Origin of the sequence: Paenibacillus dendrobii, from assembly GCF_009807035.1 — a bacterium.
GTDB classification, from domain to species: Bacteria; Bacillota; Bacilli; order Paenibacillales; family Paenibacillaceae; genus Paenibacillus_AQ; species Paenibacillus_AQ dendrobii.
Genome location: NZ_WUBI01000005.1, coordinates 233,107 through 254,451, shown reverse-complemented (window position 1 = coordinate 254,451; position 21,345 = coordinate 233,107). Strand labels below are relative to the sequence as shown.

Annotated in this window: 19 protein-coding genes and 1 riboswitch; of the genes, 15 read left to right on the top strand and 4 right to left on the bottom strand. The window is 48.9% G+C overall.

Annotated elements, in window-relative coordinates:
* The first annotated feature begins 46 nt into the window (after positions 1-46).
* On the top strand, positions 47-916 hold the full coding sequence (locus GRF59_RS25345) for an EcsC family protein (protein WP_160500520.1): 870 nt from the start codon (positions 47-49) through the stop codon (positions 914-916).
* Between the two features lie 64 nt (positions 917-980).
* Here GRF59_RS25345 and GRF59_RS25340 read toward each other — a convergent pair whose 3' ends face one another.
* The 3 genes from GRF59_RS25340 to GRF59_RS25330 form a co-directional block, all read right to left on the bottom strand.
* Positions 981-2,246, bottom strand: coding sequence for an MFS transporter (locus GRF59_RS25340; protein ID WP_160500519.1), 1,266 nt, complete (start codon positions 2,244-2,246; stop codon positions 981-983).
* Between the two features lie 67 nt (positions 2,247-2,313).
* Positions 2,314-2,940 carry an AIM24 family protein gene (locus GRF59_RS25335; RefSeq protein WP_202128883.1) on the bottom strand — a complete coding sequence of 209 codons (627 nt, stop codon included), beginning with the start codon at positions 2,938-2,940 and terminating at the stop codon, positions 2,314-2,316.
* 108 nt (positions 2,941-3,048) lie between these two features.
* A complete protein-coding gene (locus GRF59_RS25330; RefSeq protein WP_160500517.1) occupies positions 3,049-3,495 on the bottom strand; it encodes a hypothetical protein in 447 nt (148 codons plus the stop codon).
* A 282-nt stretch (positions 3,496-3,777) separates the two neighbouring features.
* Between GRF59_RS25330 and GRF59_RS29520 the strand changes: the two genes are divergently transcribed.
* From GRF59_RS29520 to GRF59_RS25295, 8 genes are all read left to right on the top strand, one after another.
* Positions 3,778-3,936 carry a hypothetical protein gene (locus tag GRF59_RS29520; RefSeq protein ID WP_202128862.1) on the top strand — a complete coding sequence of 53 codons (159 nt, stop codon included), beginning with the start codon at positions 3,778-3,780 and terminating at the stop codon, positions 3,934-3,936.
* A 389-nt stretch (positions 3,937-4,325) separates the two neighbouring features.
* Complete coding sequence (locus tag GRF59_RS25325; protein ID WP_160500516.1) at positions 4,326-5,024, top strand: hypothetical protein; 699 nt, start codon at positions 4,326-4,328, stop codon at positions 5,022-5,024.
* Between the two features lie 259 nt (positions 5,025-5,283).
* Complete coding sequence (locus GRF59_RS25320; protein WP_160500515.1) at positions 5,284-6,249, top strand: helix-turn-helix transcriptional regulator; 966 nt, start codon at positions 5,284-5,286, stop codon at positions 6,247-6,249.
* Positions 6,250-6,554: 305 nt separating this feature from the next.
* Positions 6,555-8,654, top strand: coding sequence for a peptidoglycan D,D-transpeptidase FtsI family protein (locus tag GRF59_RS25315; RefSeq protein WP_341480139.1), 2,100 nt, complete (start codon positions 6,555-6,557; stop codon positions 8,652-8,654).
* A gap of 160 nt (positions 8,655-8,814) precedes the next feature.
* Entirely contained in the window at positions 8,815-10,887 is a 2,073-nt protein-coding gene (locus GRF59_RS25310) for a peptidoglycan D,D-transpeptidase FtsI family protein (protein ID WP_160500513.1), read from the top strand.
* 230 nt (positions 10,888-11,117) lie between these two features.
* Complete coding sequence (locus GRF59_RS25305; protein WP_160500512.1) at positions 11,118-11,858, top strand: Cof-type HAD-IIB family hydrolase; 741 nt, start codon at positions 11,118-11,120, stop codon at positions 11,856-11,858.
* A 60-nt stretch (positions 11,859-11,918) separates the two neighbouring features.
* Complete coding sequence (locus GRF59_RS25300) at positions 11,919-12,404, top strand: DUF456 domain-containing protein (RefSeq protein ID WP_160500511.1); 486 nt, start codon at positions 11,919-11,921, stop codon at positions 12,402-12,404.
* Between the two features lie 57 nt (positions 12,405-12,461).
* The gene (locus GRF59_RS25295; protein WP_160500510.1) at positions 12,462-14,102 is read left to right on the top strand and encodes a putative polysaccharide biosynthesis protein; all 1,641 of its coding nucleotides are present in this window, start codon (positions 12,462-12,464) and stop codon (positions 14,100-14,102) included.
* Positions 14,103-14,153: 51 nt separating this feature from the next.
* Here GRF59_RS25295 and GRF59_RS25290 read toward each other — a convergent pair whose 3' ends face one another.
* Entirely contained in the window at positions 14,154-15,548 is a 1,395-nt protein-coding gene (locus GRF59_RS25290) for a DUF2515 family protein (protein WP_160500509.1), read from the bottom strand.
* A 129-nt stretch (positions 15,549-15,677) separates the two neighbouring features.
* Here GRF59_RS25290 and GRF59_RS25285 point away from each other — a divergent pair, with 129 nt between their 5' ends.
* From GRF59_RS25285 to GRF59_RS25260, 6 genes are all read left to right on the top strand, one after another.
* Entirely contained in the window at positions 15,678-16,025 is a 348-nt protein-coding gene (locus GRF59_RS25285; protein WP_160500508.1) for a thioredoxin family protein, read from the top strand.
* 198 nt (positions 16,026-16,223) lie between these two features.
* A complete protein-coding gene (locus GRF59_RS25280) occupies positions 16,224-17,180 on the top strand; it encodes a COX15/CtaA family protein (protein WP_160500507.1) in 957 nt (318 codons plus the stop codon).
* A gap of 321 nt (positions 17,181-17,501) precedes the next feature.
* On the top strand, positions 17,502-18,221 hold the full coding sequence (locus tag GRF59_RS25275; protein WP_160500506.1) for a Cthe_2314 family HEPN domain-containing protein: 720 nt from the start codon (positions 17,502-17,504) through the stop codon (positions 18,219-18,221).
* Between the two features lie 87 nt (positions 18,222-18,308).
* Positions 18,309-18,446: riboswitch (SAM riboswitch) on the top strand.
* 148 nt (positions 18,447-18,594) lie between these two features.
* Positions 18,595-19,605, top strand: coding sequence for a methionine ABC transporter ATP-binding protein (locus tag GRF59_RS25270; protein ID WP_160500505.1), 1,011 nt, complete (start codon positions 18,595-18,597; stop codon positions 19,603-19,605).
* Complete coding sequence (locus GRF59_RS25265; RefSeq protein WP_160500504.1) at positions 19,605-20,273, top strand: methionine ABC transporter permease; 669 nt, start codon at positions 19,605-19,607, stop codon at positions 20,271-20,273. Before GRF59_RS25270 ends, GRF59_RS25265 begins: the two co-directional genes overlap by 1 nt.
* Positions 20,274-20,416: 143 nt before the next feature.
* Positions 20,417-21,259 carry a MetQ/NlpA family ABC transporter substrate-binding protein gene (locus tag GRF59_RS25260; protein WP_160500503.1) on the top strand — a complete coding sequence of 281 codons (843 nt, stop codon included), beginning with the start codon at positions 20,417-20,419 and terminating at the stop codon, positions 21,257-21,259.
* The last annotated feature ends 86 nt before the right edge of the window (positions 21,260-21,345 follow it).

The window sequence follows — 21,345 nt, the reverse complement described above, 5'->3', positions numbered from 1 at the left end:
TTATCATATCCGACGGAAGCGGAGTCGGACGAGAGAGGTGTTCATCATGGAAGCCGTGGAAGATAGCGCTTATTTATCGGGAGAACTGAAGAAAATCGAAGCGTGGGAAAAGGATCAGAAGCAGGCGTGGTTCTGGGAGAAGCTAAGCCGGTTACCGTTCCTGTTGCTGGACAAGCTGACTCCGAAACGGATTCGGGATAAGCTTGGCGATGCGCTCGGGGAGGTGGGGCGGTTTCTGCAAACCGGAGGACAGTATCTCGTCCAGGAAAAAAGCGTGTTGAAGCTGCTTCAAGCTGCCTCCCGGGTCTCCCTGAGCGAAGAAGCGCGCAAGTCGCAAGAACGTGATTATGGCGGGAAGACGAATGATCTGACGCTGGAACAAGCCACCCATCTGCCGCTTGAGGTCATGGATCGGACGGCGGATGAACTGATCGGCCGCCGCGTCAAGTTCGCTGCGGCGCAGGGGGCTACGACCGGTATCGGAGGCGTGTTTACGCTGGCCGTGGATATTCCGATGGTGCTGGGCTTATCATTGAAGGTGTTGCAGGAAATGGCTCTATGCTACGGTTACGATCCGCGTTCGGAGCAGGAAAGGGTGTTTATCGTCAAATGCCTGCAGTTCGCTTCCGCCGATATCGTCGGCAAAAAGGCAGTGCTGGATGAGCTTGCAGATTTCGAGCAAGAGGATAAATCTCTGCAGGTATTCTCGCAGATACAAGGCTGGCGTGAAGTCGTCCAAACGTACCGGGACAGCTTCGGCTGGAAAAAGCTGTTCCAGCTTGTGCCGGTTGCCGGGATTTTGTTCGGTTCGATCAGTAATAAGGGGACGATGGAAGATGTAGCGGAGGCGGGAAAAATGCTATATCGGAAGCGAAGAATTCTTGCGAGGCTGAAAGAGAATTCGAATAAAATATAAAAAAGCCCTCGAGTCCGTCTGGCGGAGTAAACCGCCGGACGAGTTTGAGGGCTTTATGGTTTCGTTACTCCCCGTTTCCGCTGGACCAGCGGTTCAGAAGCTTATCCGATGGCAGCAGGAAGGTCAGGATGCCGAGGATCGGCAGGAAGCTGCAAATGGTCATAACAGTATTGACGCCAGCCATATCGATCCATTTGCCAAGAACGAGCGCTCCGAGACCGCCAAGTCCAAAAGCAAGACCAGTGATCAGCCCGGAAACCGTGCCGATTTTACCGGGAAAGAGCATTTGGGCATAAACGACGGTCACCGAGAAGCTTGAGAAGACGATCAGGCCAATCAGTGCGAGCAGTATCCCTGCTCCCCACAAACCGACATGCGGAAGCAGCAGGGCGAGCGGGGCGGCAAGCGCCATGGATGCGAATATCATATTCCGTTTACCGAAGCGGTCAGCGAGCGGACCGCCGAAGAAGGTACCGACCGCTCCCGCACCGAGAAAGAGAAAGATAAAGATTTGGGCGTCATTCACGCTTAATCCGTAATGATCAATCAGGTAGAACGGGAAGAAGGTGCTGATAGAGGAACTGTACCAAGACCGGACAAAGACAAGCAGAATGAGCATGACAATGGCGAACCGGACTTTAGAACGCACCTCGGGCTTCAGCTGTCGTGCCGCCGCCTTTTTCTTCACTTGTGCGCCGCTTTGGAGCTTTCGGCCATACCATCTGGCAACATAGATCTGTACGGCAATGCCTGCAGCGGCAACGAGCGTGAACCAGATCGCTCCGAAGAGACCCAGCGGAATGAAGATCCACATGGTCAGCATCGGCGCAAGGGATTGTCCTGCGTTGCCTCCGACCTGGAAAATGGACTGGGCGAGACCTCTGCGCGAACCTGATGCCATATGGGATACTCTGGAGCCCTCCGGATGGAAAGCTGCCGAGCCAAGACCAACGAATACGACAGCCAACAGCACTGCCGGGTATGTATCCGCGAAGGCCATCAAAAGCATGCCCGTAAAGGTGAAGCCCATCCCGATCGGTAAAAGGGCGGGTGTCGGTTTACGGTCTGCAAACCAGCCGACGACGGGCTGCATGATGGACGAAGTAAAGTTTATGGCAAACGATATCCACCCGATCTGCGTATAATTCAGGTGCATGGAAGATCTCAGAATAGGAAAGATGGCCGGGATTACCGATTGAATCGAATCGTTAAACAGATGCACGAGACTGATTGCAACCAGTATACGAAAGACGGTAGCGCTGGCATCGGAACCGGCAAGTGGCTGCCGTTCTTTTTGCGGAGCCGCGCTGTTTAGGGTAGGAACTGACATATAAACCTCCTGCTCTCATCAAATGGATAAAGAGATTATATGACAGAAAAAGGCGATGCGTATACCCTTATTTGATAATCACACCGCCGAATGGAATCACTTCACGCAAAATTCTTTTCAATAAACCGTCTTGCTCCATTTCCTGTTGCAAGCGGCTGGTCTGCTGACCGGCATGATACAATACCGTACCGGATCCGGTCATTTTCCAGTGATAATTCATGCGCTGGCTGGCCAGCGTATTGCCGTAGACGGTCAGTTCGAGCCTGGCATTCTCAGGATAAGCTACCAGACTGCCAGCATCGACATATAGCGGTTCGGAGGGATGCAGCTCCGCTTCGTAGACAGCGCCTTCGGTCAATAATCCGACCGTACCCGCGCCGGAAAATTTCATTTTCACTGCATCTTTCGTGATCAGCATATTTTTGATTTTTAATATCCGGGTATGCATCTCGATGCCCGAGCTGTAAAAGAAAAGATTACGAAAATCATAGAGCAGATCGCTGTAATCTTTCAGTTCAACTGCCTTAATGGCAAAACCAGGAGGTACCGCGGCAGTAAACTGGCAGGGACCGCTCATATCTGCTTGAATCAGCCTCTTTTTTCGATACATTCCCTTTACATTCATCAGGCGGTCACTGCGACCGTCGGAGGGACCTCGGTAGGTTAGAATTTGCTCCGGATGAAGAATATGCATGGCTTCTCCTTCTCCAAGCGAGAAATCCACTGCTTGTCCATTCCCTCCCCCGGATTCCCGGATTCCGATATTCAACTAAGCTCTCCTCCTTTCAGCATGTCATTGAATCTACAATCGGTTTCTCCGGTTGGATTGCCGCATGGCGAAACGGATAACCCGAATGATGACGAAATATCCTACTACGAGCAGGATAACGGTAATCAGCATGATTTTGAATTTATGGGTCTTGGCATCCTTGAGCTCATTAACTTCCTTCAATTGATCTACAGTTTCAGCCAGTTGACGGTTCTGTTCCACGAGCTGCGCGTTTTGTTCCTCGAAGGCTTTTGCGCTTTGCTTTGTTCGTTCCAGCTCATCGAGGGTCTCTTGGTAATTCTGTTTCAGCTGATTGACCTGGCCTGGCAGATCGGAGAATTTTTCCACTCCATTATAGAAATCGTCAAAATAATTCGCATGGGCAAATGAGCCCGTAAGGAACAAGCCGAAAATCATGATGACAAGCATGCTGATTTGTCGAAAAGAAGATCTATGATAAAGTTTTTGATTTTTTTTCATATGTTCACCACCCGCCGCATAATATGAAACATGCCTGGTTACCTAATATTACCCCAAAGTATTTGCATTTGATTGATAAGGATCGAGATGAATAAAGTATTCAAAGTTTAGGAATGGCTCTCAGAGGGTATATCTAGTAAGTAGCCGCGAGAATCCCGTTCACATATGAGTTCGTTCCCGAGAACTTCATCTATTAAAAAATACACTCATAAACATAGATTAGGCTGAGGCCGACGAATGGACTGCAGCACAGGCTATGCAAAGTTAAAGGAGAAGATTGAAATGGAAAAAGAACAACAATACAAAAAAATGCTGATCACCGTAAACGGCAAGCCCGTGGGACGGGAGATTTGGATCGATAAAGTAACATACGCACCGGTGCTTACACATGAACCGACGGGTAAGCCGTCTGAACCTGGAGTGGGTGCAGCAATCAGCTGATTTTGTATCATAATATCATAACCAGGCGATAAAAACCCGTGATCCATCTGGATTACGGGTTTTTTGTAATTTTCTGGAACCGTGCAAGTGGACAAGAGAAAAAATTTGCGTATAAATAAAATAAAACGGTTTTTTCATGCCTTTGTTACATATTTCGACATATATTTAGGTGTAGTTCTTATATACTATAAGAGGTTTTGTGTAGGTCTTTTTACGCATTTTGTCGAGGATGGGGGGAATTAAAGCTTAAGAATACAACGAATGACTCAAATTTCGAAGAAATTATGGTAGGATGTAGGAAATATATCGTACGAACGTATGTTCCGTGACACTATGATGTCAGCGCGTATTGGTACGATATAAAGATGACAAGAAAAGGGGTGAAATCCATGCAGTCAGGTATTCAGGAAAATTTTACATGGAACCGCAGTCATATCTTTGCAAGCGGCTCCAATAAAGTCATTTTGTTGGTTGAATGGTATGGGGGATCCTTCCGTCAATCAAGAAAGAGAAATACACCCAAACTGATCGCCCAAGATGTGCAGCTGCATTTATGGTTTGAACCGCAAGTTTCTCTGGTCCGCGTTCACGGAGCGAAGGCAATGAAAAACCTGGGACAGTCAATCATGATTCCTCTCGGTCATCTGTACGATGGTGTAAAGCAGTTTATAGCCATCGAACTTGCTCTTCAAGCCCAAAATGCCGGCATGCATGGCGTTTTGTCTGCACAATGGAAATTCAAGGAAAAGAACAAAGAGCGCATTAAGGAACTTCCCGTGAAGGAATTATATATGAATTACACGTATCATACAGGTCTTTTACAGCAGCCGGAAGATTTCCATGTGCGAAAGCATGTCAAGCTTTTGGAAACCCAGACCGTACTGAAAAAGGCTATTCAGCTATTCGAATTCGGCGATATTGATCAAGGAGAGTGGCTGCTTCGGCGAAAGGGCGATGAGCTCCTGATTGAAGCTGCGCGTTTCACGGATACACGTTTGCTGGAAGAGGCTGACATGCTTTATCAGCTCAGCGAGCACTATGTTAGTACGTATCGAAATCGCAAGGTGTTAAAAATCAAAAACTTTTGAGTTACTGAATGGACCAAAGAAAAGGTAACTTTCTTCTGTATGACTTCATCTTTCACGAGACAAGCAGAATTAACCTTAGTTCATTTTATGTGTGTTCAATTCTTTTCGTAACTTCGAAGAAACCAGTCTGAAACATACGTCTGGAGGAGCAAACAGGACAGGGTTTTTTAGGCAGGATTCGCTTTGCTACAAGTCGAATGGACTACATCACGCAATTTTAACATGAGTCTAATTTACTATATGAGCTAGGAGAATCCACATGACTGACAGATTAATTCGTTTAATGCGCATTATTACACTAGTACAAGCTAAACCGGGGATACTGGCCAGAGAGTTGGCTGAAAGATGCAGTACCAGCGAACGAACCATTTACCGTGATATGGAAGCCCTTAGTGCCATGCACATACCTATAACCCATCTCGGATACGGAAAAGGGTATCAGTTCATCGGCCGCTTTGCTTTATATCCCTTCGACTGGACTGAGGATGAGCTTGAGGCGTTCACGACTGTCGCCCAGGTAATGAATCAGATCAAGCCTTTGCTTCCGGAAGGATTCGAAGGAGCCTACGAGAAGGTTATGGCAGCCTATCATAAACAGAAAGTGGACCGAATGGAAACCGAGCTACAGGAAGGAGAGCATCACCAGCCGGGGAAAACGGTGAGCACGCAGTCCGGGGAGGAGCAGTCTGAGTATCTTATGCCGATTTTACTAGCAACATTGTCCCAGCAGATCATACAGGCCGAATATTATATTCCGGAGCGAAATGAGCTTCTTTACGGTAAAATAGATCCTTACCTGCTGATTCCGTGGCAACGCCGCTTTTATTTGGTCGGACGCAACCACAATACGGGTGAAATGTATACTTACCGTCTGAACCGTTTTGAGCGGGTCGTTGTCCTGGACGATGTCTTTATTAAAGTACATACCCATACACAGCAAGAATGGCAGAACTATTTTCGTGGGAAAGAAGAAGAATCGGTAGCATTTAAGATCAGACTCTCCTCGGCGGTCATTCCGAAGTACAAGGAGAAGACGTTTATTACCCCGATAGCAGAAACGGCCGCAACGGATGGAAGCATAATCATTGATCTTACGATTTCGGATGTTCGCGAATTTCTGAGCTGGTTGTCTCAATATGGATCTGAAGCGGAAATTCTTGAACCCGTTCAGTACCGTGAAATGATGAAACATCAATTGAAAAAATGGCTTGCGGTGTATGGGTGACATTCTTGCATCACTTTATCACATCAATTCACCAGAGAAGCGGGCCCGCAAGTATCATTTAAACTGCCACCATGCCGGCCCGCGTCTAGGGCTGACTCCAGCGTTCTTTCTATCCTGATTGGGCCGTTCATTATGTTTCCCTCCCCATCATTTCGGCTCCCCTTCCAAATCCATTGATGACCCTTACCTGATCACATGATTTTACGGTTATAGCCCGGGAAATGAATTTCCTTATGCTGGGTATATATGTTAAAATTTATATGTTGAGCGTTAATATTGGATCTCAAAGAAACGGGGAATGGACTTTGAGCTTGTTCACGTCTGCAAAATCGCCGGAGGATATAGAAGCTGAGAATAAATCAAGCCAGAATATGCGCATCAATATGTTTTTCTTTAGCACTTTTGTTGTTTTTTGCATTGTTATTGTTCGCCTGGCATTCATTCAGTTTATGGATGCTCCGAGTCTGACGGAAGAGGAAACCAGTCAAAATACGAAGCAAATTCCCCTTCCGCCCAGCCGTGGTAATATTCTAGATGCCGCAGGTGTCAAGCTTGCGTATTCGAAGCCTGTCGAATCGCTGTATATTACTTTGATGAAGGATTACAGCAAGGCAACGGAAAAGGGCAAGAAGAACCGTCCGGAGATCGAGAACATTGCCGAACAGATGGCGGCGGCCTTTAAGAAGTTCGAAAATCATTCCGTCCCGTCCATGACTGCGGCAGAAGTTCTGGAAGCGATGGATCTCGAGTCCAAACAGGATCAGGGATATGTGCACCGCCGCATTAAGAAGGATTTGAATCAGAAGGAAATCCAATATTTTATGGAGCATAAATCTGATTTTCCGGGGATTGAGATTATCGAAGAAACGGTCAGGCAGTATGATCCGGATACAGTAGCCGTCCAGACGGTTGGTTATGTCAAATCTTTTAAAAGTACGGAAATTCTAAAAGTCTACGATAAAGCAAGGGCTGAAAGCACCGAAGGAACGGCGGCACCTGGAGATACATATACCAAGGATGAGCTTGTCGGCTTTGACGGCGTCGAATTATCCTTTCAAGATGAACTGAGAGGCAAAAACGGCTATAAAGTCATGTCGGTTAGCTCGGCCAATATTCCCGAGGAAGTGGAGGACATCGTTGCGCCGGACAAAGGTAATGATGTCTGGCTGACGATCAACAAAGATGTCCAGTTGAAAACGGAGCAAGCCATTAAGGATCAGTTGCTTTGGCTGCATTCCCATCCGGTATCCGGCAAAACGCATCCCGAAGCCGTCACCGGCTACGCGGTAGCCATGGAAGTCGATACGGGAAATATCGTGGCGATGGCCAGCATTCCCGATTATGACACGAACATATGGGGGACGGGTTCGGCCTCGACGGCTGACTTTAATAAACTGAACGGAAATTATCAAAATGGGGCCATTACTCCGCTGAGCTCCGGCAAATCAAAACATAAGTTTGATTCAGCTGTATTGCTCGGGTCGACGATTAAACCGCTGAGCGTGCTCGTCGGATTAAATGAAAAGCTTATTACGACGACTACGACTTACAATGACACGGGGATCACCTATTTTGGGAAGGAGCAAAAACCCGTCCGCAATTCCCAGGGACACCCCTACGGCTATTTTCGCACGCCTGCCGACGCCATCGAGCATTCCTCCAACGTGTTTATGGTCGACATGATAGGCAACAAGCTGTACAAGAAATACGGGGATGACGGAATCGGCATCTGGGATCATTACATGACGGACTTTGGTTTGGGGGTAGCGACAGAGATTGATCTGCCGAAAGAATGGCTTGGGGGAAAGGAATATATTCATTCGAAGGAACGGAACAGCAAAGTTGGTAGTCCCCAAGCTGCTCTTGTCTATGGTTCTTTCGGTCAAATGGGCAGATATACGCCGCTGCAGCTGGCCCAATACACAGCTACGCTCGCGAATGAGGGCGCGCGCATCAAGCCGCAAATCGTCAGCAAAATCACGGATGCGAGCGGCAAGGTAATTAAACAAAACAAACGCGAAGTGCTGAATACGGTTAAATTCGACGCTTCTTATTGGAAGCTGATTCGAAAAGGAATGAATACGAACGTAAGCGAAGCTTTTGCCGGATTTCCATATGATTTTGCCAGAAAAACCGGCACATCGCAGCAGGACTCAGGAAAAGACGGCCTTATAGATAACGGGGTCTTCATTGCGTATGCCCCGCGCAATAATCCGAAGCTGGCGGTTGCGGTAGTCATTCCGGAAGGCGGATTCGGCGCGTACAGTGCTGCCCCGATAGCCCGAAAGATTTTCGATGCCTATGATCAGGCTTACGGGCTGGACGGCGTACCGAAAAAACAGCCGCAAAATCAGGATGCCATTGGTGAAACGGCAGGCAAGCAGGCTTCCAAAAAACAGCAATAAGGAGAACTTTAAAGCGGCAGTACAGGAGAATATGACCTGTGCTGCCGCTTTCCCTTACTCGAAAAAGATCAAACCCTAGCGAAAGATGCCGAGCCCCCTTCATGTATGCTAAAATAAACATTGTTATTTTGAACATCGTAGTTAGAGAGGGGGGGAGCCGGTGAGCGAATACACACCGGACCATCCGGAGCAGGAAGAAACGAAAAAGAAAGGAAATCTGAATTTAAGAATCAATCTGTTCTTTTTCAGCACTTTTATCATCTTCTGTGTCATTATTATCAGACTTGCCATCCTTCAGTTTGTCGAGGGGCCTACCCTGACTGAAAAGGAATCCAGCAATATTGTCAAAGATGTGCCGCTTCCTCCTATCCGGGGAACGATCTTTGATGCTTCAGGCGTAAAGCTGGCATATTCGACTCCGACACAATCGCTTTATATTACATTGATGAAGGATTACAGCGAAAAGAACGGCAGCAAAAACCGGCCTGAGGCTGAGCAAATTGCGCAGCAGCTTCTGGAGGTGTTTGATAAATACGGGAATCCGAACGCGGAGAAAATGACCAAGCAGGATATTATGGATGCCATGGATTTGGATTACAAAAAGTATGCGGGCTATTCGCCGCGCCGGATCAAAATGGATTTGACGGATAAGGAGATCGCATATTTCAGTGAGCATAAATCCGATTTTCCGGGCATCGCCATTGAGGAAGAAAGCGTCCGCCATTACGATCCGGACACTGTAGCAGTCCAAACCATCGGGTACATCCGTACGTTTAGCGGTTCGAAAACCTTAAGTAAGTATAAAGGGATTGATGAACAGCAGCGCAGCAGCGACGTTACGAAGGACCCAGGCCTCGTATATACGGAGCCGGAATTTGTTGGGTTTGACGGACTTGAGCTGATGTACCAGGACGAACTCAGGGGCAAAAACGGCTACAAGAAGGTTCCGATCAATCCGCGCAATATGCCGGAGGGCGTTGATGAAATCGTACCGCCGGTCAAAGGAGACAATATTTACTCGACCATCAATAAGGAAATTCAGGTTTCTACGGAACAGGCCATCACGGAGCAATTGAGCTGGCTTCACAGCCACCCGGTTTCCGGCAAGCTTCATCCCAATGCGACGACCGGGTTTGCTGTGGCGATGGAAGTCAAGACAGGCAATGTGGTAGCCATGGCCAGCATGCCGGATTACGATACGAATGTCTGGCAGACGGGCAGCGTAACGCCGGAAAATTGGAAGAAAATCCAGAATATCTACATGAACGGTACGATCCGTTCCTTTAACCCAGGTAAAAAAGGGGACCATCCGGAGTCTGTCGTGCTTCTCGGTTCTACGCAGAAGCCGCTCAGCGTACTGCTGGGACTGAATGAAGGCCTTATTACGACGAATACCTATTATCAGGATAAAGGCGCGGCTTATTTCGGTAAGGAAGGTCATCAGACCCGCGTTCAAAACTCCCAGGGGCATGTGTACGGAGGCATGGATCCGGCAAGGGCGATCGAGAAATCCTCGAATGCTTTTATGGTCGATATGATCGGCACAAGGCTCTATAACAAATACAAGGATAAGAGTATTACTGTCTGGGACGAGTATATGACTAAATTCGGTCTTGGCGTTCTGACGGGAAGCGGGCTTCCCGGCGAATGGAAGGGACGCAAGGAATATACGAACGTCAAACAGGCAGGAAGTACGCAGTCTGCGATGGCCTATGCGTCTTTCGGACAGCAGGGTAAATATACAACGCTGCAGCTTGCGCAGTATACGGCGATGCTCGCCAACGAAGGCAAGCGGATGAAACCGCAGTTGGTCAGCAAAATCACCGATGAGAAGGGGAACATCGTGAAGACCTTCAAGCCGGAGGTGCTGAACACGGCGGATTTCCCTAAATCCTATTGGAATGAAATTCGCCGCGGCATGAAGAGTGATGTGTCGGCCTTCGGTGATTTCCCTTATGCTTTCGCACGGAAGACGGGTACCTCGACGCAGCAGGTTGGCCATCAGCTGGTGGATAACGGCGTATTCATCGCTTATGCACCGCGTGATAATCCTGTGCTCGCCGTTGCAGTTATGATTCCGGAAGGCGGCTTTGGTTCGCAGAGTGCCGCGCCGATCGCGCGCAAAATCTTTGATGCTTATGACAAGGTGTATGGGCTGGATGGGGTGCCGAAAGGCAATAAGTCCACAGATACCAATGAAGCCAGCGGCAATTCAGCAACCGGCAGCCATTAGGAATATCTGATTGATTCTAATTCCGGAACATTTCAGGGGCAGGCTTTGGGGAAACCCGGGCCTGCCCCTGATTCATATCCAGAACGAACGAGAGCCGGTTGCTCTGGATCTAAGATGAACCCGGCCAGTTCCTGGTTGAAAAACCTTTTTGTGACCCTCCCCGGCTTTATGGTAAAATGTCCGTATGTGTGCGTGAATCGTGAAAAAGAGAATATTTAGGGGGTAACAGCATGAATAACAAATATAAGCTGCTCGCGCTGGATATGGACGGTACCCTGCTGACAAGTGAGCATATCATTTCGCCAGTGACGTCCAAGTGGATACAGAAGGCCAAGGATCAGGGCATTCATGTATGTCTATCGACCGGAAGAAGTTTCGGGAGTGCGCTTCCTTACGGAGAGGAGCTGGGCTTGACAACTCCTATGATAACGGTGAATGGCAGTGAGGTATGGCGTTCTCCGCATGATTTGTATGAGCGCTCCTTAATGGATCCGAAGCTTATCATCGCCATGCATGATCTCGCGGTGGAGGAAGATTGCTGGTACTGGGCTTATTCCATTGACCGCATGTACAACAGCGATGAATGGACTGACGGAATTATGGATGGGGAATGGCTTAAATTCGGTTTTCACACGGAAGATGATGATGCACGCCATCGTATTCTGATGAAGCTTCAGGATATGGGTGGACTTGAAATTACGAATTCTTCGCCTCATAATCTCGAGGTGAACCCGCAGGGAGTGAACAAGGCAGCTGGAATTCAAAAGGTCTGCGGTTTACTCGGATTGGAGATGAACGAGGTGATTGCCGTCGGTGACAGCATGAATGATCTGGCAGCGATCCAGGCTGCAGGACTTGGTGTAGCCATGGGAAATGCGCAGCAGGTGGTGAGGGAAGCCGCGGATTTTGTAACTTCAAGTAATGATGAAGACGGAATTGCGAAAGTGATTGAAAAATTTATTTTAGTATAGAATGAGCCCAAGAATAGATGCATTGGATTCAATCTATATCATTAGAGGAGATCGAAGCCTATGGCTATACTCGGATGGATTCTGATCATAGCCCTGTTCGCCGTCGGGCTGGCCGGAGCGATATTTCCCGTACTTCCGGGAGCAGTGGCCATTTTTGTTGCCTTTTTCGTATACGGCTGGTTCTTTACGTTCGGGCACTTCAATGTATGGTTCTGGATCATACAGGCGCTGATCATCATCGTATTGTTCGTAGCCGATTATGCGGTCAGCGCCTGGGGAACGAAGAAGTTTGGCGGCTCCCGCCTGTCTGTTATACTCAGTACCATCGGCGTCATTATCGGGCCGTTCGTCATCCCGGCCTTCGGACTCGTCATCGGACCGTTTCTAGGGGCTTTTGTGGGTGAACTTTTGGTCGGCTCTTCGGTTTCGAAAGCCGCAAAAGTGGGCTACGGAACCCTGGTTGGGCTGTTCAGCAGCATGGTTATGAAAATTATATTGCAAATTGTCATGATTGTCGTATTCTTTATCTGGATTGCTGTTTTTTAAGTGTAAGACATATGCTCCATGGGGTGTGCTCGCTGGGGGAAAGAAGGGAATAGGGTTTTGGCTAAAAAAGAATCGTTTATAAAAGGTACGCTTATCCTGGCCGCTGCAGCTTTGGTGGCAAGGGTATTGGGGCTGGTCCAAAGGGTGCCCCTGGATCATTTGTTTGATGATGTCGGCAAGGCTTCATTCTCCATTGCCAACAACGTGTATCTGATGCTGCTTACGGTTGCGACTGCCGGCATTCCGAGCACGCTGAGTAAGATGGTATCGGAACGGTACGCTTTAAAACGGCCTGGTGAGGCTCGGCAGATATATCATGCGGCGCTGCTGTTTGCGGTATTTGCGGGTGTCATTATTACAGTACTGCTGTATGTTCTGGCACCGTATTATGCGACTTACGTCTCCAAAGTGCCTGAAGCCGCCTTATCCATCCGTGCTTTGGCTCCTGCGCTGCTGCTGTTTCCGGCCATTGCCATGATGCGGGGGTATTTTCAAGGAAGGCACAATATGGCTGCCGGCGGCATTTCGCAAATCGTTGAGCAGTTCGCGCGTGTAGGTACGGCCATTATTCTGGCCTATGTCCTCCTGAAATCCGGCTACAGCGGAAGCTGGGTCGCTGCGGGCGCTTCCTTCGGAGGGGTGCTCGGTAGCATCGGTGCATTTGCGATTATGCTGTATTATACGGTGAAAATCCGTAAGCAGGATAAGGCTGCGATGATCCAGGAAGGCTCTATCACGCAGCTGCCAATGTTGCGAATTTACAAAGACATTTTTACGCTGTCTATTCCGATTGTTCTTTCGTCGCTAACCGTTCCGGCGGTTAACTTTATTGACTCGTCTATTGTCAATCCGCTCTTGATCGGTCAAATCGGGGAGGCGAAGGCGACGGAGCTGCTCGGAATTCTCGGACAACGTGCCCAAAGCATCGCCGGCATTCCGCCGATTCTGGCCATTGCGCTCAGTACTTCGCTGATCCCGGTCATCTCGGCGGCGTTTGCCCGGAAGGACCAGGAGCATTTGCAGCAGCAGATGACGCTGGCGCTCCGCATTTCTGTATTAACGGGAATGCCGATCGTGATCGCGCTGTGTACGGCAGCCTACTCCATTAACGGACTGCTGTTCAGCACCCTTGACGGAAGCTGGCTCATTATGCTGCTTACCTTCGGTACGATCTTCCAGATTACGATGATGACTACGAACTCCATTCTCCTTGGCGTGAATAAAGCGAAGGTGTCCATGGTGAACGTCATGGTAGGGATCGTGGTGAAACTGGCCGGCAGCTACCTGCTCGCACCTTGGCTAGGTATCTACGGCATCATTGCCGCGACCGGACTTTGTTTCCTGGTGATCACGCTGCTCAATCTCAGAATGCTGAAGGTCATCGTGCCGTTCTCAATTCTTGGCAAACGTTGGACAGGCTTCTTGTTAACCGTGATCCTGACGGCAGCCGTAGGTTATGGATTAAACGAGGCGGGGGTTCAGCTGACACGCATTATGCCGGATCGTCTGGCTTTTCTGATTACTTGCATGATCGTAGGAGGAGCGGTCGTCGTGCTTTACCTGGTGCTGATGATCATGCTTGGCGTGCTGCGTCAGCATGAACTTACGAGTTATCCGCGCAAGGTGCAAAAGCTTCTTCGTCCTTTGATGCGTTTGCAGCCATCCCGCTTTAAGACGGGTGGTTCACAAGGCCAATAGAGCTTTAAACCGAGGAGCTGTCAGCAGACCGTCTGTTTTTAATTTGGAATTTCACTTGGTTACCGCTCTTTCCGCATCATGGGTGAGAGCGGTTTTTTGCACGGCGTAACGGTGGGCATGGGTCATTTCAATCCATACCGGCCTTTTCGGACGCGTCACTTGATCGATGGCTGATCTGCTTTTGAACCAGTCATACCGGGTAATCGGTTCATAAGGCACGTCATGCCACACCTCGTTCAGAGAAGGGCTATATAACCTTTTGCCTGGTGGCAGCCATTCCGATTTGAGCAGCTCCGAACTCTCCCCTGGAGAGTTCAGGGCTGCTTTTTTGTCGCTGGTGAACAGCTTGGGCCAATACTCTTGTCTGGAGCCGCGATGTTCCGTTTCGGCTGCAAATGCTTGCACCCCGTTCAGCACATCCTTGTAGCCGAACAGCATGGCATATAAGGCTTTACCGAATGCGATCCGCTCCTCGAGATTGGAAAACTGCTCCAGAACCAGGCCGACCATGCCTCGGCATCCGTTAAGGCAGGTTTCTTCTTCATGTCCGGTATTTTCCCGCGATTCTTCGGATTTGGCAGACGGGGGTTCGGATGCATCCTCCTGGTCTGTCCGGATTTCCTTCTTGACAAGCATCGGGAAAATAACCTGATTCATCTGGAATCTGCCGTGTAGAGTGAAGGCAGGGCTCCGCAAAATATTTTTTTGAAAATAGCTGTTCTGGACCACCCTGCCCTCAATATAGTTTTGCTCGTTGATAATGAGACCGACCGCGAGCAGCGCACTGTCGCGCTCAATCCAGAACCTTTCCCAGAAGGGGCGCATAAAAGCGGAAACACGAAACTCAGGCAGAAGATGAAACAGGCTTCTCCCAAGCTTTCGGCTGTGCATGTAGAGAAGAAGCTGCGGATAAGCGTCCAGAAAAATCAGGGCATTGCTTCGCTCCAGCATTTGATACATATCCTCACGAAACTGATCGGCAACTACGTCGGACAGCAGACCGCCTTTCAAATCAGTCATATTCCAGCCTGCGTTTCGGGAAACCATATGAGCGAGAAAAGCCCAATGCAGCTCCGGAAATTCCAGGTAGCATTCATAATAAGCTTCTGTACGCGTGATATTGCTCCGGTTCGCTTCAAGTGCTGATATACGTATCCTTTGTACGATATCCCGATCCTCCGGCAACAGTGGCGCTGCAGCCTCCTCCTTGCCAAATGCGCTGTCACGTATACGGCTGCGGTCACTCAGCAGCCGCTCCAGCTGATCGCGAATACTGTGCGCAGCCGATTCCTTCCAGCCGAACGGCCTGCGTTCCTTGGTCAGAAGCTGAGATGCCTTCCAGCAGGCATATTTTCCTTTGACCGCTTCAGCTGCTGTTTGTGGCAGCGTCATTGCGAGACGGACAACACCCTGGAATGTAGAACGGTCTTCCTCCTTCTCCGCCATGGACGGATCTTCCTTTCCGTGTGAAATGAGCTTAGTTACAGTATGGCTCAAAAATTTGACTTCCACTCTGTATTTTGATTCACTAAAGAAAGAATTGGACAAGAAATGTTCAGAAAGGACTGATTATAGATGCAAAAGATCACTTCAAAAGCTGAATTTCAAGTTGCGATTCAATCGCCGCGTTTAACTGTCGCCATTTTCAAAGCCGATTGGTGCGGAGATTGTAAATTTATGGATCCGTTTATGCCGGATGTCGAAACAAAGTTCGCCAATGACATGACCCTTGTGGAAGTAGACGTAGACAAGGTAGGGGATGTCAGCCAGGAGCTGAATATTCTCGGGATTCCAAGCTTTGTCGCCTTTTCCGACGGCCGGGAGCTCGTGCGCCTGGTCAACAAGCTGCGTAAGTCGCGCGAGGAAATTGAAGGCTTTTTGCAACAGGCTCTGGATGTGTACAGAACCATCCACAAATATTAATGAAATGTGCACCGCTCTGGCCGGATTAGAGCGGTGTTCTTGTCTTTTTTGCAAAAAGAATGCGGTTTCTTGGCAATTTGTCACAAAGTGGGTATATTCCCGTGCCCTTTATCAGGTATAATAGATGAGATTGGTAAATATACGAAGCGCTTCAGAACGGATGGAGCGTTTTTAATTTGAGCTGCAGGTGAGAGAAATTTGAATACCAAACAATTGAAATGGCTCAGCTACCTGACCTTTGTTGTGATGTTCTTCGCGACGTTCGGCGGGACTGTCGTAACCAAGACCGATTCGGGTCTCGGCTGCGGCCATGAATGGCCTTTGTGCCGAGGGCAGTTTGTTCCAGCACATACCATTGCTTCGTTAATCGAATATTCCCACCGCTTGGTCAGCGGCATGGCGGGGCTGACGGCGGTAGCCGTCGTCGTGGCTTTCTGGCTGTTCGCCAAAAACCGCAGGGACTTGCGTACGTATTCTGTACTGACGCTTATATTTGTGCTTGTACAGGCTTTAATGGGTGCCATGGCTGTCATATATGACCAGTCTTCAGCCGTGCTTGCGTTTCACTTCGGGTTCTCTTTGATCGCTTTTGCCAGTTCTTTGATGCTGGCGCTTGGAGCACGGAAAATGGACAAGGATCGGAACTTGGCTGTCAAGAAGGAGCATGCTCCGGTAAGCTTTGCTTTCCGCAACTTTGTCTGGATGGTTACTATCTATTCGTATATCGTGGTCTATGTAGGTGCTTATGTAAGCCATACCAGCTCGGCGGGAGGCTGTTCGGGTTGGCCGCTTTGCAACGGCAAGCTGATCCCGGAACTGACCGGCAGCGTAGCCGTTGCCTTCATACACCGTCTGGCTGCACTTCTGCTGTTTATCGCGGTCGTGGTTATGGCCTACTTTGCTTACAAGCTCCATAGAGGCAGCCGCGAGCTTGCGGGTCTGGGAATTGCAGCGGCGATTCTGTGCCTGATGCAAGTGTTCAGCGGGGCAGGAATCGTGTATACATTAAGCAAGCCTGAAGTCTATATTTTTGCGGCTCTGCTCCATAATTTGCTGATTTCTTCGCTGTTCGGCGTACTTTGCTATCTGAGTGTCAGGGTATGGCAGCTTGGAAAAGAACCTGTGGAGGAATTAAGAACCGCATCAAACGTGTAGAAGAACGTGAATAAGCATCATCGACAAAGTCCGCGAAGCCATTCGGGGGCTTTGTTTGTGAACGCGAGGCCATGAGGCATGGGGCAAGACCGCGAGAATGAACGGAGTTTACTTAGGGACATGCTAAGAGCAGAGTGCAGTGTACCTGTGGCGGGCGTGGCATTTGAAAAATGAAAGCAAGTGATTTGTCCCCGAGTCGTTTAATCACGATGCTGAACTGTTTAATTACATGTGAGAAGATTCAGGTATGGCGTACATATCATCGGATCCTGAAGAGAAAAGAGCTATTTTACGTAATTATAATGCAGGGAGAGATAACCTATGCTGCGAACACTGCTTGGTGAAATGCCCCGTCATAATAACGGGCTTCTGGAAGAAGCGATTGAAACCATGTTCCAAACGATTCAGCTGCTGCAAAAGGAGATCGAGAAAAATGAGGATCCCAGCCATGACTTCCGCAAGCTGGAGATTTGGACCCGCGGCCTGGTATCTTCGGTAGATGAGCTTGAACAAAGCTGGTATGCCGCCTGCTTTTTTCGCAAACAGGTGAAGACCGGCTACGTTGATGACATGAATATCCAAGAGCAGGGCGAGTATGCAAGGTATGTCTATTTTTATAAAAATGGCTTTATTCGTGTGTTTTCCATTCTGGATAAGCTGGGAACGGTGCTGAATGAACTATTTGATTTGCATACCTCCAAGGTCAAAGCCCATTACTCATACTTCACGGTGCTAAGACAGCTTCATTACCTGAAGCAGTATCCCGAACTCGCGGAAGAGTTGGCCCGAATCAAGGATGATTACCGGAGCCCTCTAAGCGCGCTGCGGAAACGGCGGAATGCGGAGATACATTACATGAATGCCGAAATGCAGGATGATCTGTGGCAACGCCATCAGGGACTTCATGATAAGGTGGAGCTGGAAGATTTGGATAAACATCTGGATGATTTGAAGCAGGGGCTCGATATGGTCTGCAAATCTATGATTGCCGCATATCGCTTCGCGAACGAATTATGGGCCAAAAAAGGAATGAAAGTGTAGGAGGTTCAACAATTTTCCTTTTGACAAAGAATGAAAAAGTTATTATACTGAAAATCATGAAAAAGCAACTTTAATTGCATACATTTTTTCTTATCGAGAGAGGCGGAGGGACAGGCCCGATGAAGCCCGGCAACCGATTTGAGAATGAGGCGACAGCCAATTCTGAAATGACATGGTGCTAATTCCTACAACTGCAGGTGATTCCTGCGGCTTGGCAGATGAGAAAGGAAGCGACTTCATATACGAAGAGCCCTTTTTGATTCCGTCAAGAGGGGCTTTTTATTTTGTCTGTTACCGTTTTTTAAGTCGGTTATGAACGATAGATGCTATAAAAGGCCAGGTCCAAAAGGTTCAAAGAAAGGAGAGCTTCAGATTGATAGAATTGAAACAGGTTACCAAGAAATACGGCAAGGGTGCAAAAACGACTGAAGCTTTGTCCGGCCTTGATCTGACCATTCGCAAAGGGGAAATCTTCGGCGTGATTGGACATTCCGGCGCCGGCAAGAGTACATTGATACGCTGCATGAACCTGCTCGAACGGCCGACTTCCGGCGAGGTTTGGGTGGATGGCGTGGATCTGACGAAATTGAACAAGCAACAACTGCAAAGCAAACGCCGCGGGATCGGAATGATCTTTCAGCATTTTAACCTGCTGAGTTCGGCGACCGTATACGATAATATTGCTTTTCCACTGCGACTGGCTCATATGGGCAAGGAAGAGATAGAGGCCAAGGTCAACGACTTGCTGCATTTGGTCGGTCTGGAGGTCCACCGCGACAAGTATCCGGCGCAGCTATCGGGCGGTCAGAAGCAGAGGGTAGGCATTGCCCGCGCGCTCGCCAGCGATCCGCAGGTCCTGCTGTGTGACGAAGCCACCTCAGCGCTGGACCCGCAAACGACGGACTCGATTCTGAGGCTGCTTCTGGACATTAACGAGAAGTTCCATTTGACTATCGTCCTGATCACGCATGAAATGCATGTCATCCAGAGTATCTGCGACCGGGTGGCTGTCATTCATCAGGGTGGGATTGTGGAACAGGGAGCGGTTACGGAAGTATTCCTGAAGCCGCAGCATCCGGTTACGCGCGAATTCATCCTGGGTCAGGCAGGCGAGTCGGCCCAACTGGCGCTGCAGGCGCCGCATGATGGTTCATCCCGTCTGTGCAAGCTGACTTTCCTGGGTGAGAAAACATATGATTCCATCCTGTCCAGAACAGCGAGGGAATCGGGCGTAGACTTTGCGATTTTGCAGGGAACCATCTCCAAAATCAAGGATATCCCTTATGGGCAGCTGATTGTTCGCTTGGAAGGGGAGCCCGGTCAGATTGAGCAAACCATTAACAAGGTGACGTCTGAAGGCTTGGATGTGGAGGTGCTTGACTGATGTGGGGACTTGATTTTTCGACGCTGGACTGGAATGAGATTGGCGTAGCCAGTCTGGATACGCTCAAAATGCTCGGTGCTTCTGCGGTCTTCACCTTGATCCTGGGTCTGCCGCTTGGCGTGCTGTTGTACCAGACCTCGCGTTCCACGAACGGATGGGCCCGGACCGTATATACAATATTATCGGTGATCGTTAATATTTTGCGGTCGGTGCCGTTTATCATTTTGATTTTGGCGCTGATCCCTTTAACGGTTGCGATTGTCGGAGTATCCTTTGGGGTGCTCGGGACTATACCGCCACTAGTCATTGGAGCCGCTCCGTTCTTTGCAAGGCTGGTGGAAACCTCGCTGCGCGAGGTGGATCGGGGAGTGCTGGAAGCAGCCCAGTCGATGGGAGCTTCTACCTGGCAGGTTATTATGAAAGTGCTGCTGCCTGAGGCAAGACCGGGTCTGCTCGCAGGGGTCACGATTACCGTGGTTACGCTCGTATCTTATACCGCAATGTCCGGTATGGTAGGTGGAGGGGGTCTGGGTGACCTGGCCATCCGTTATGGATATTATCGTTACCAGAAGGAAGTCATGATCATCTCCGTACTCGCCATGATCATTCTGGTGCAGGTGCTGCAGATGGCCGGTGACCGGCTCGTCAAGCATTTTACACGCAAATAACTGATGTCAGTAATACCATCCGAATCTCGGATGTGATATAGGAAGGTTCACGTATGCATGATTTTTCTTCAGAGAAAAATAACATGTACGGAACCTTCCATTCATAAATCATATTAAATCGATAAATTTAAGGGGGATTTACAATGAAAAAAGGATTGTTTGCTTTGCTCAGCTTGGTTCTGGTGGTGGCATTGGCTGCTTGCGGCAATAAAAATACCGAGGAAAAACCGGCTGCCGGAGGAGATGACAAAGGTACGGAAGCCAAAACGGTAACATTGACTGTAGGTGCAACGGCCGTACCGCACGCGGAAATTTTGAAGCATATCCAACCCGCTCTTGAAAAAGAAGGCGTAAAACTCGAAATCAAGGAATATTCCGATTATGTACAGCCGAATGTTCAGACGTTCCAGAAACAGCTTGACGCTAACTTTTTCCAGCACAAGCCTTATCTCGATGATGAAAATGCCACACGCAAAATGGACTTGGTACCGGTTGTATCTGTACACGTGGAACCGCTGGGTGCATACTCCAAAAAGCACAAATCCGTTGATGAGCTTCCAGAAGGTGCGATTGTAGGCATTCCCAACGATAAAACCAACGGCGGACGCGCACTGAGCCTGCTCGCTGCAAACGGTCTGATCAAGCTGAAAGAAGACAACATGATCCAAGCTACCGTCAAAGACATTGTTGAAAATCCTAAAAACATTAAAATCAAGGAATCCGATGCGGCTATGCTTCCGCGGCAATTGGCTGAATTCGATCTGGCAGTCATCAACACGAACTATGCCCTGGATGCCGGTATCGATCCGCTGAAGGATGCGCTCTTCATTGAAGGTAAGGATAACCCTTATGCCAACATTCTGGTAGCTCGTCCGGACAACAAGGATTCCGATGCCATCAAGAAATTGGCCGCTGCCCTGACTTCCGACGATACGAAAAAATTCATCGAGGACCAATACAAAGGCGCTGTCATTCCGGCATTTTAAATCTGAGATATTTCGTACACCATCATACCAAGATCCGCGAGCAGGATTTGCTCGCGGATCTTTTTTTGCGGGTTAGGGGAGGGACT

What these genes read in the sequence shown, in the direction of transcription:
- GRF59_RS25345 (WP_160500520.1), top strand. Translation starts at nt 47, where the DNA reads ATGGAAGCCGTGGAAGATAGCGCTTATTTATCGGGAGAACTGAAGAAA.
- GRF59_RS25340 (WP_160500519.1), bottom strand. Translation starts at nt 2,246, where the DNA reads ATGTCAGTTCCTACCCTAAACAGCGCGGCTCCGCAAAAAGAACGGCAG.
- GRF59_RS25335 (WP_202128883.1), bottom strand. Translation starts at nt 2,940, where the DNA reads ATGCATATTCTTCATCCGGAGCAAATTCTAACCTACCGAGGTCCCTCC.
- GRF59_RS25330 (WP_160500517.1), bottom strand. Translation starts at nt 3,495, where the DNA reads ATGAAAAAAAATCAAAAACTTTATCATAGATCTTCTTTTCGACAAATC.
- GRF59_RS29520 (WP_202128862.1), top strand. Translation starts at nt 3,778, where the DNA reads ATGGAAAAAGAACAACAATACAAAAAAATGCTGATCACCGTAAACGGC.
- GRF59_RS25325 (WP_160500516.1), top strand. Translation starts at nt 4,326, where the DNA reads ATGCAGTCAGGTATTCAGGAAAATTTTACATGGAACCGCAGTCATATC.
- GRF59_RS25320 (WP_160500515.1), top strand. Translation starts at nt 5,284, where the DNA reads ATGACTGACAGATTAATTCGTTTAATGCGCATTATTACACTAGTACAA.
- GRF59_RS25305 (WP_160500512.1), top strand. Translation starts at nt 11,118, where the DNA reads ATGAATAACAAATATAAGCTGCTCGCGCTGGATATGGACGGTACCCTG.
- GRF59_RS25300 (WP_160500511.1), top strand. Translation starts at nt 11,919, where the DNA reads ATGGCTATACTCGGATGGATTCTGATCATAGCCCTGTTCGCCGTCGGG.
- GRF59_RS25290 (WP_160500509.1), bottom strand. Translation starts at nt 15,548, where the DNA reads ATGGCGGAGAAGGAGGAAGACCGTTCTACATTCCAGGGTGTTGTCCGT.
- GRF59_RS25285 (WP_160500508.1), top strand. Translation starts at nt 15,678, where the DNA reads ATGCAAAAGATCACTTCAAAAGCTGAATTTCAAGTTGCGATTCAATCG.
- GRF59_RS25275 (WP_160500506.1), top strand. Translation starts at nt 17,502, where the DNA reads ATGCTGCGAACACTGCTTGGTGAAATGCCCCGTCATAATAACGGGCTT.
- GRF59_RS25265 (WP_160500504.1), top strand. Translation starts at nt 19,605, where the DNA reads ATGTGGGGACTTGATTTTTCGACGCTGGACTGGAATGAGATTGGCGTA.
- GRF59_RS25260 (WP_160500503.1), top strand. Translation starts at nt 20,417, where the DNA reads ATGAAAAAAGGATTGTTTGCTTTGCTCAGCTTGGTTCTGGTGGTGGCA.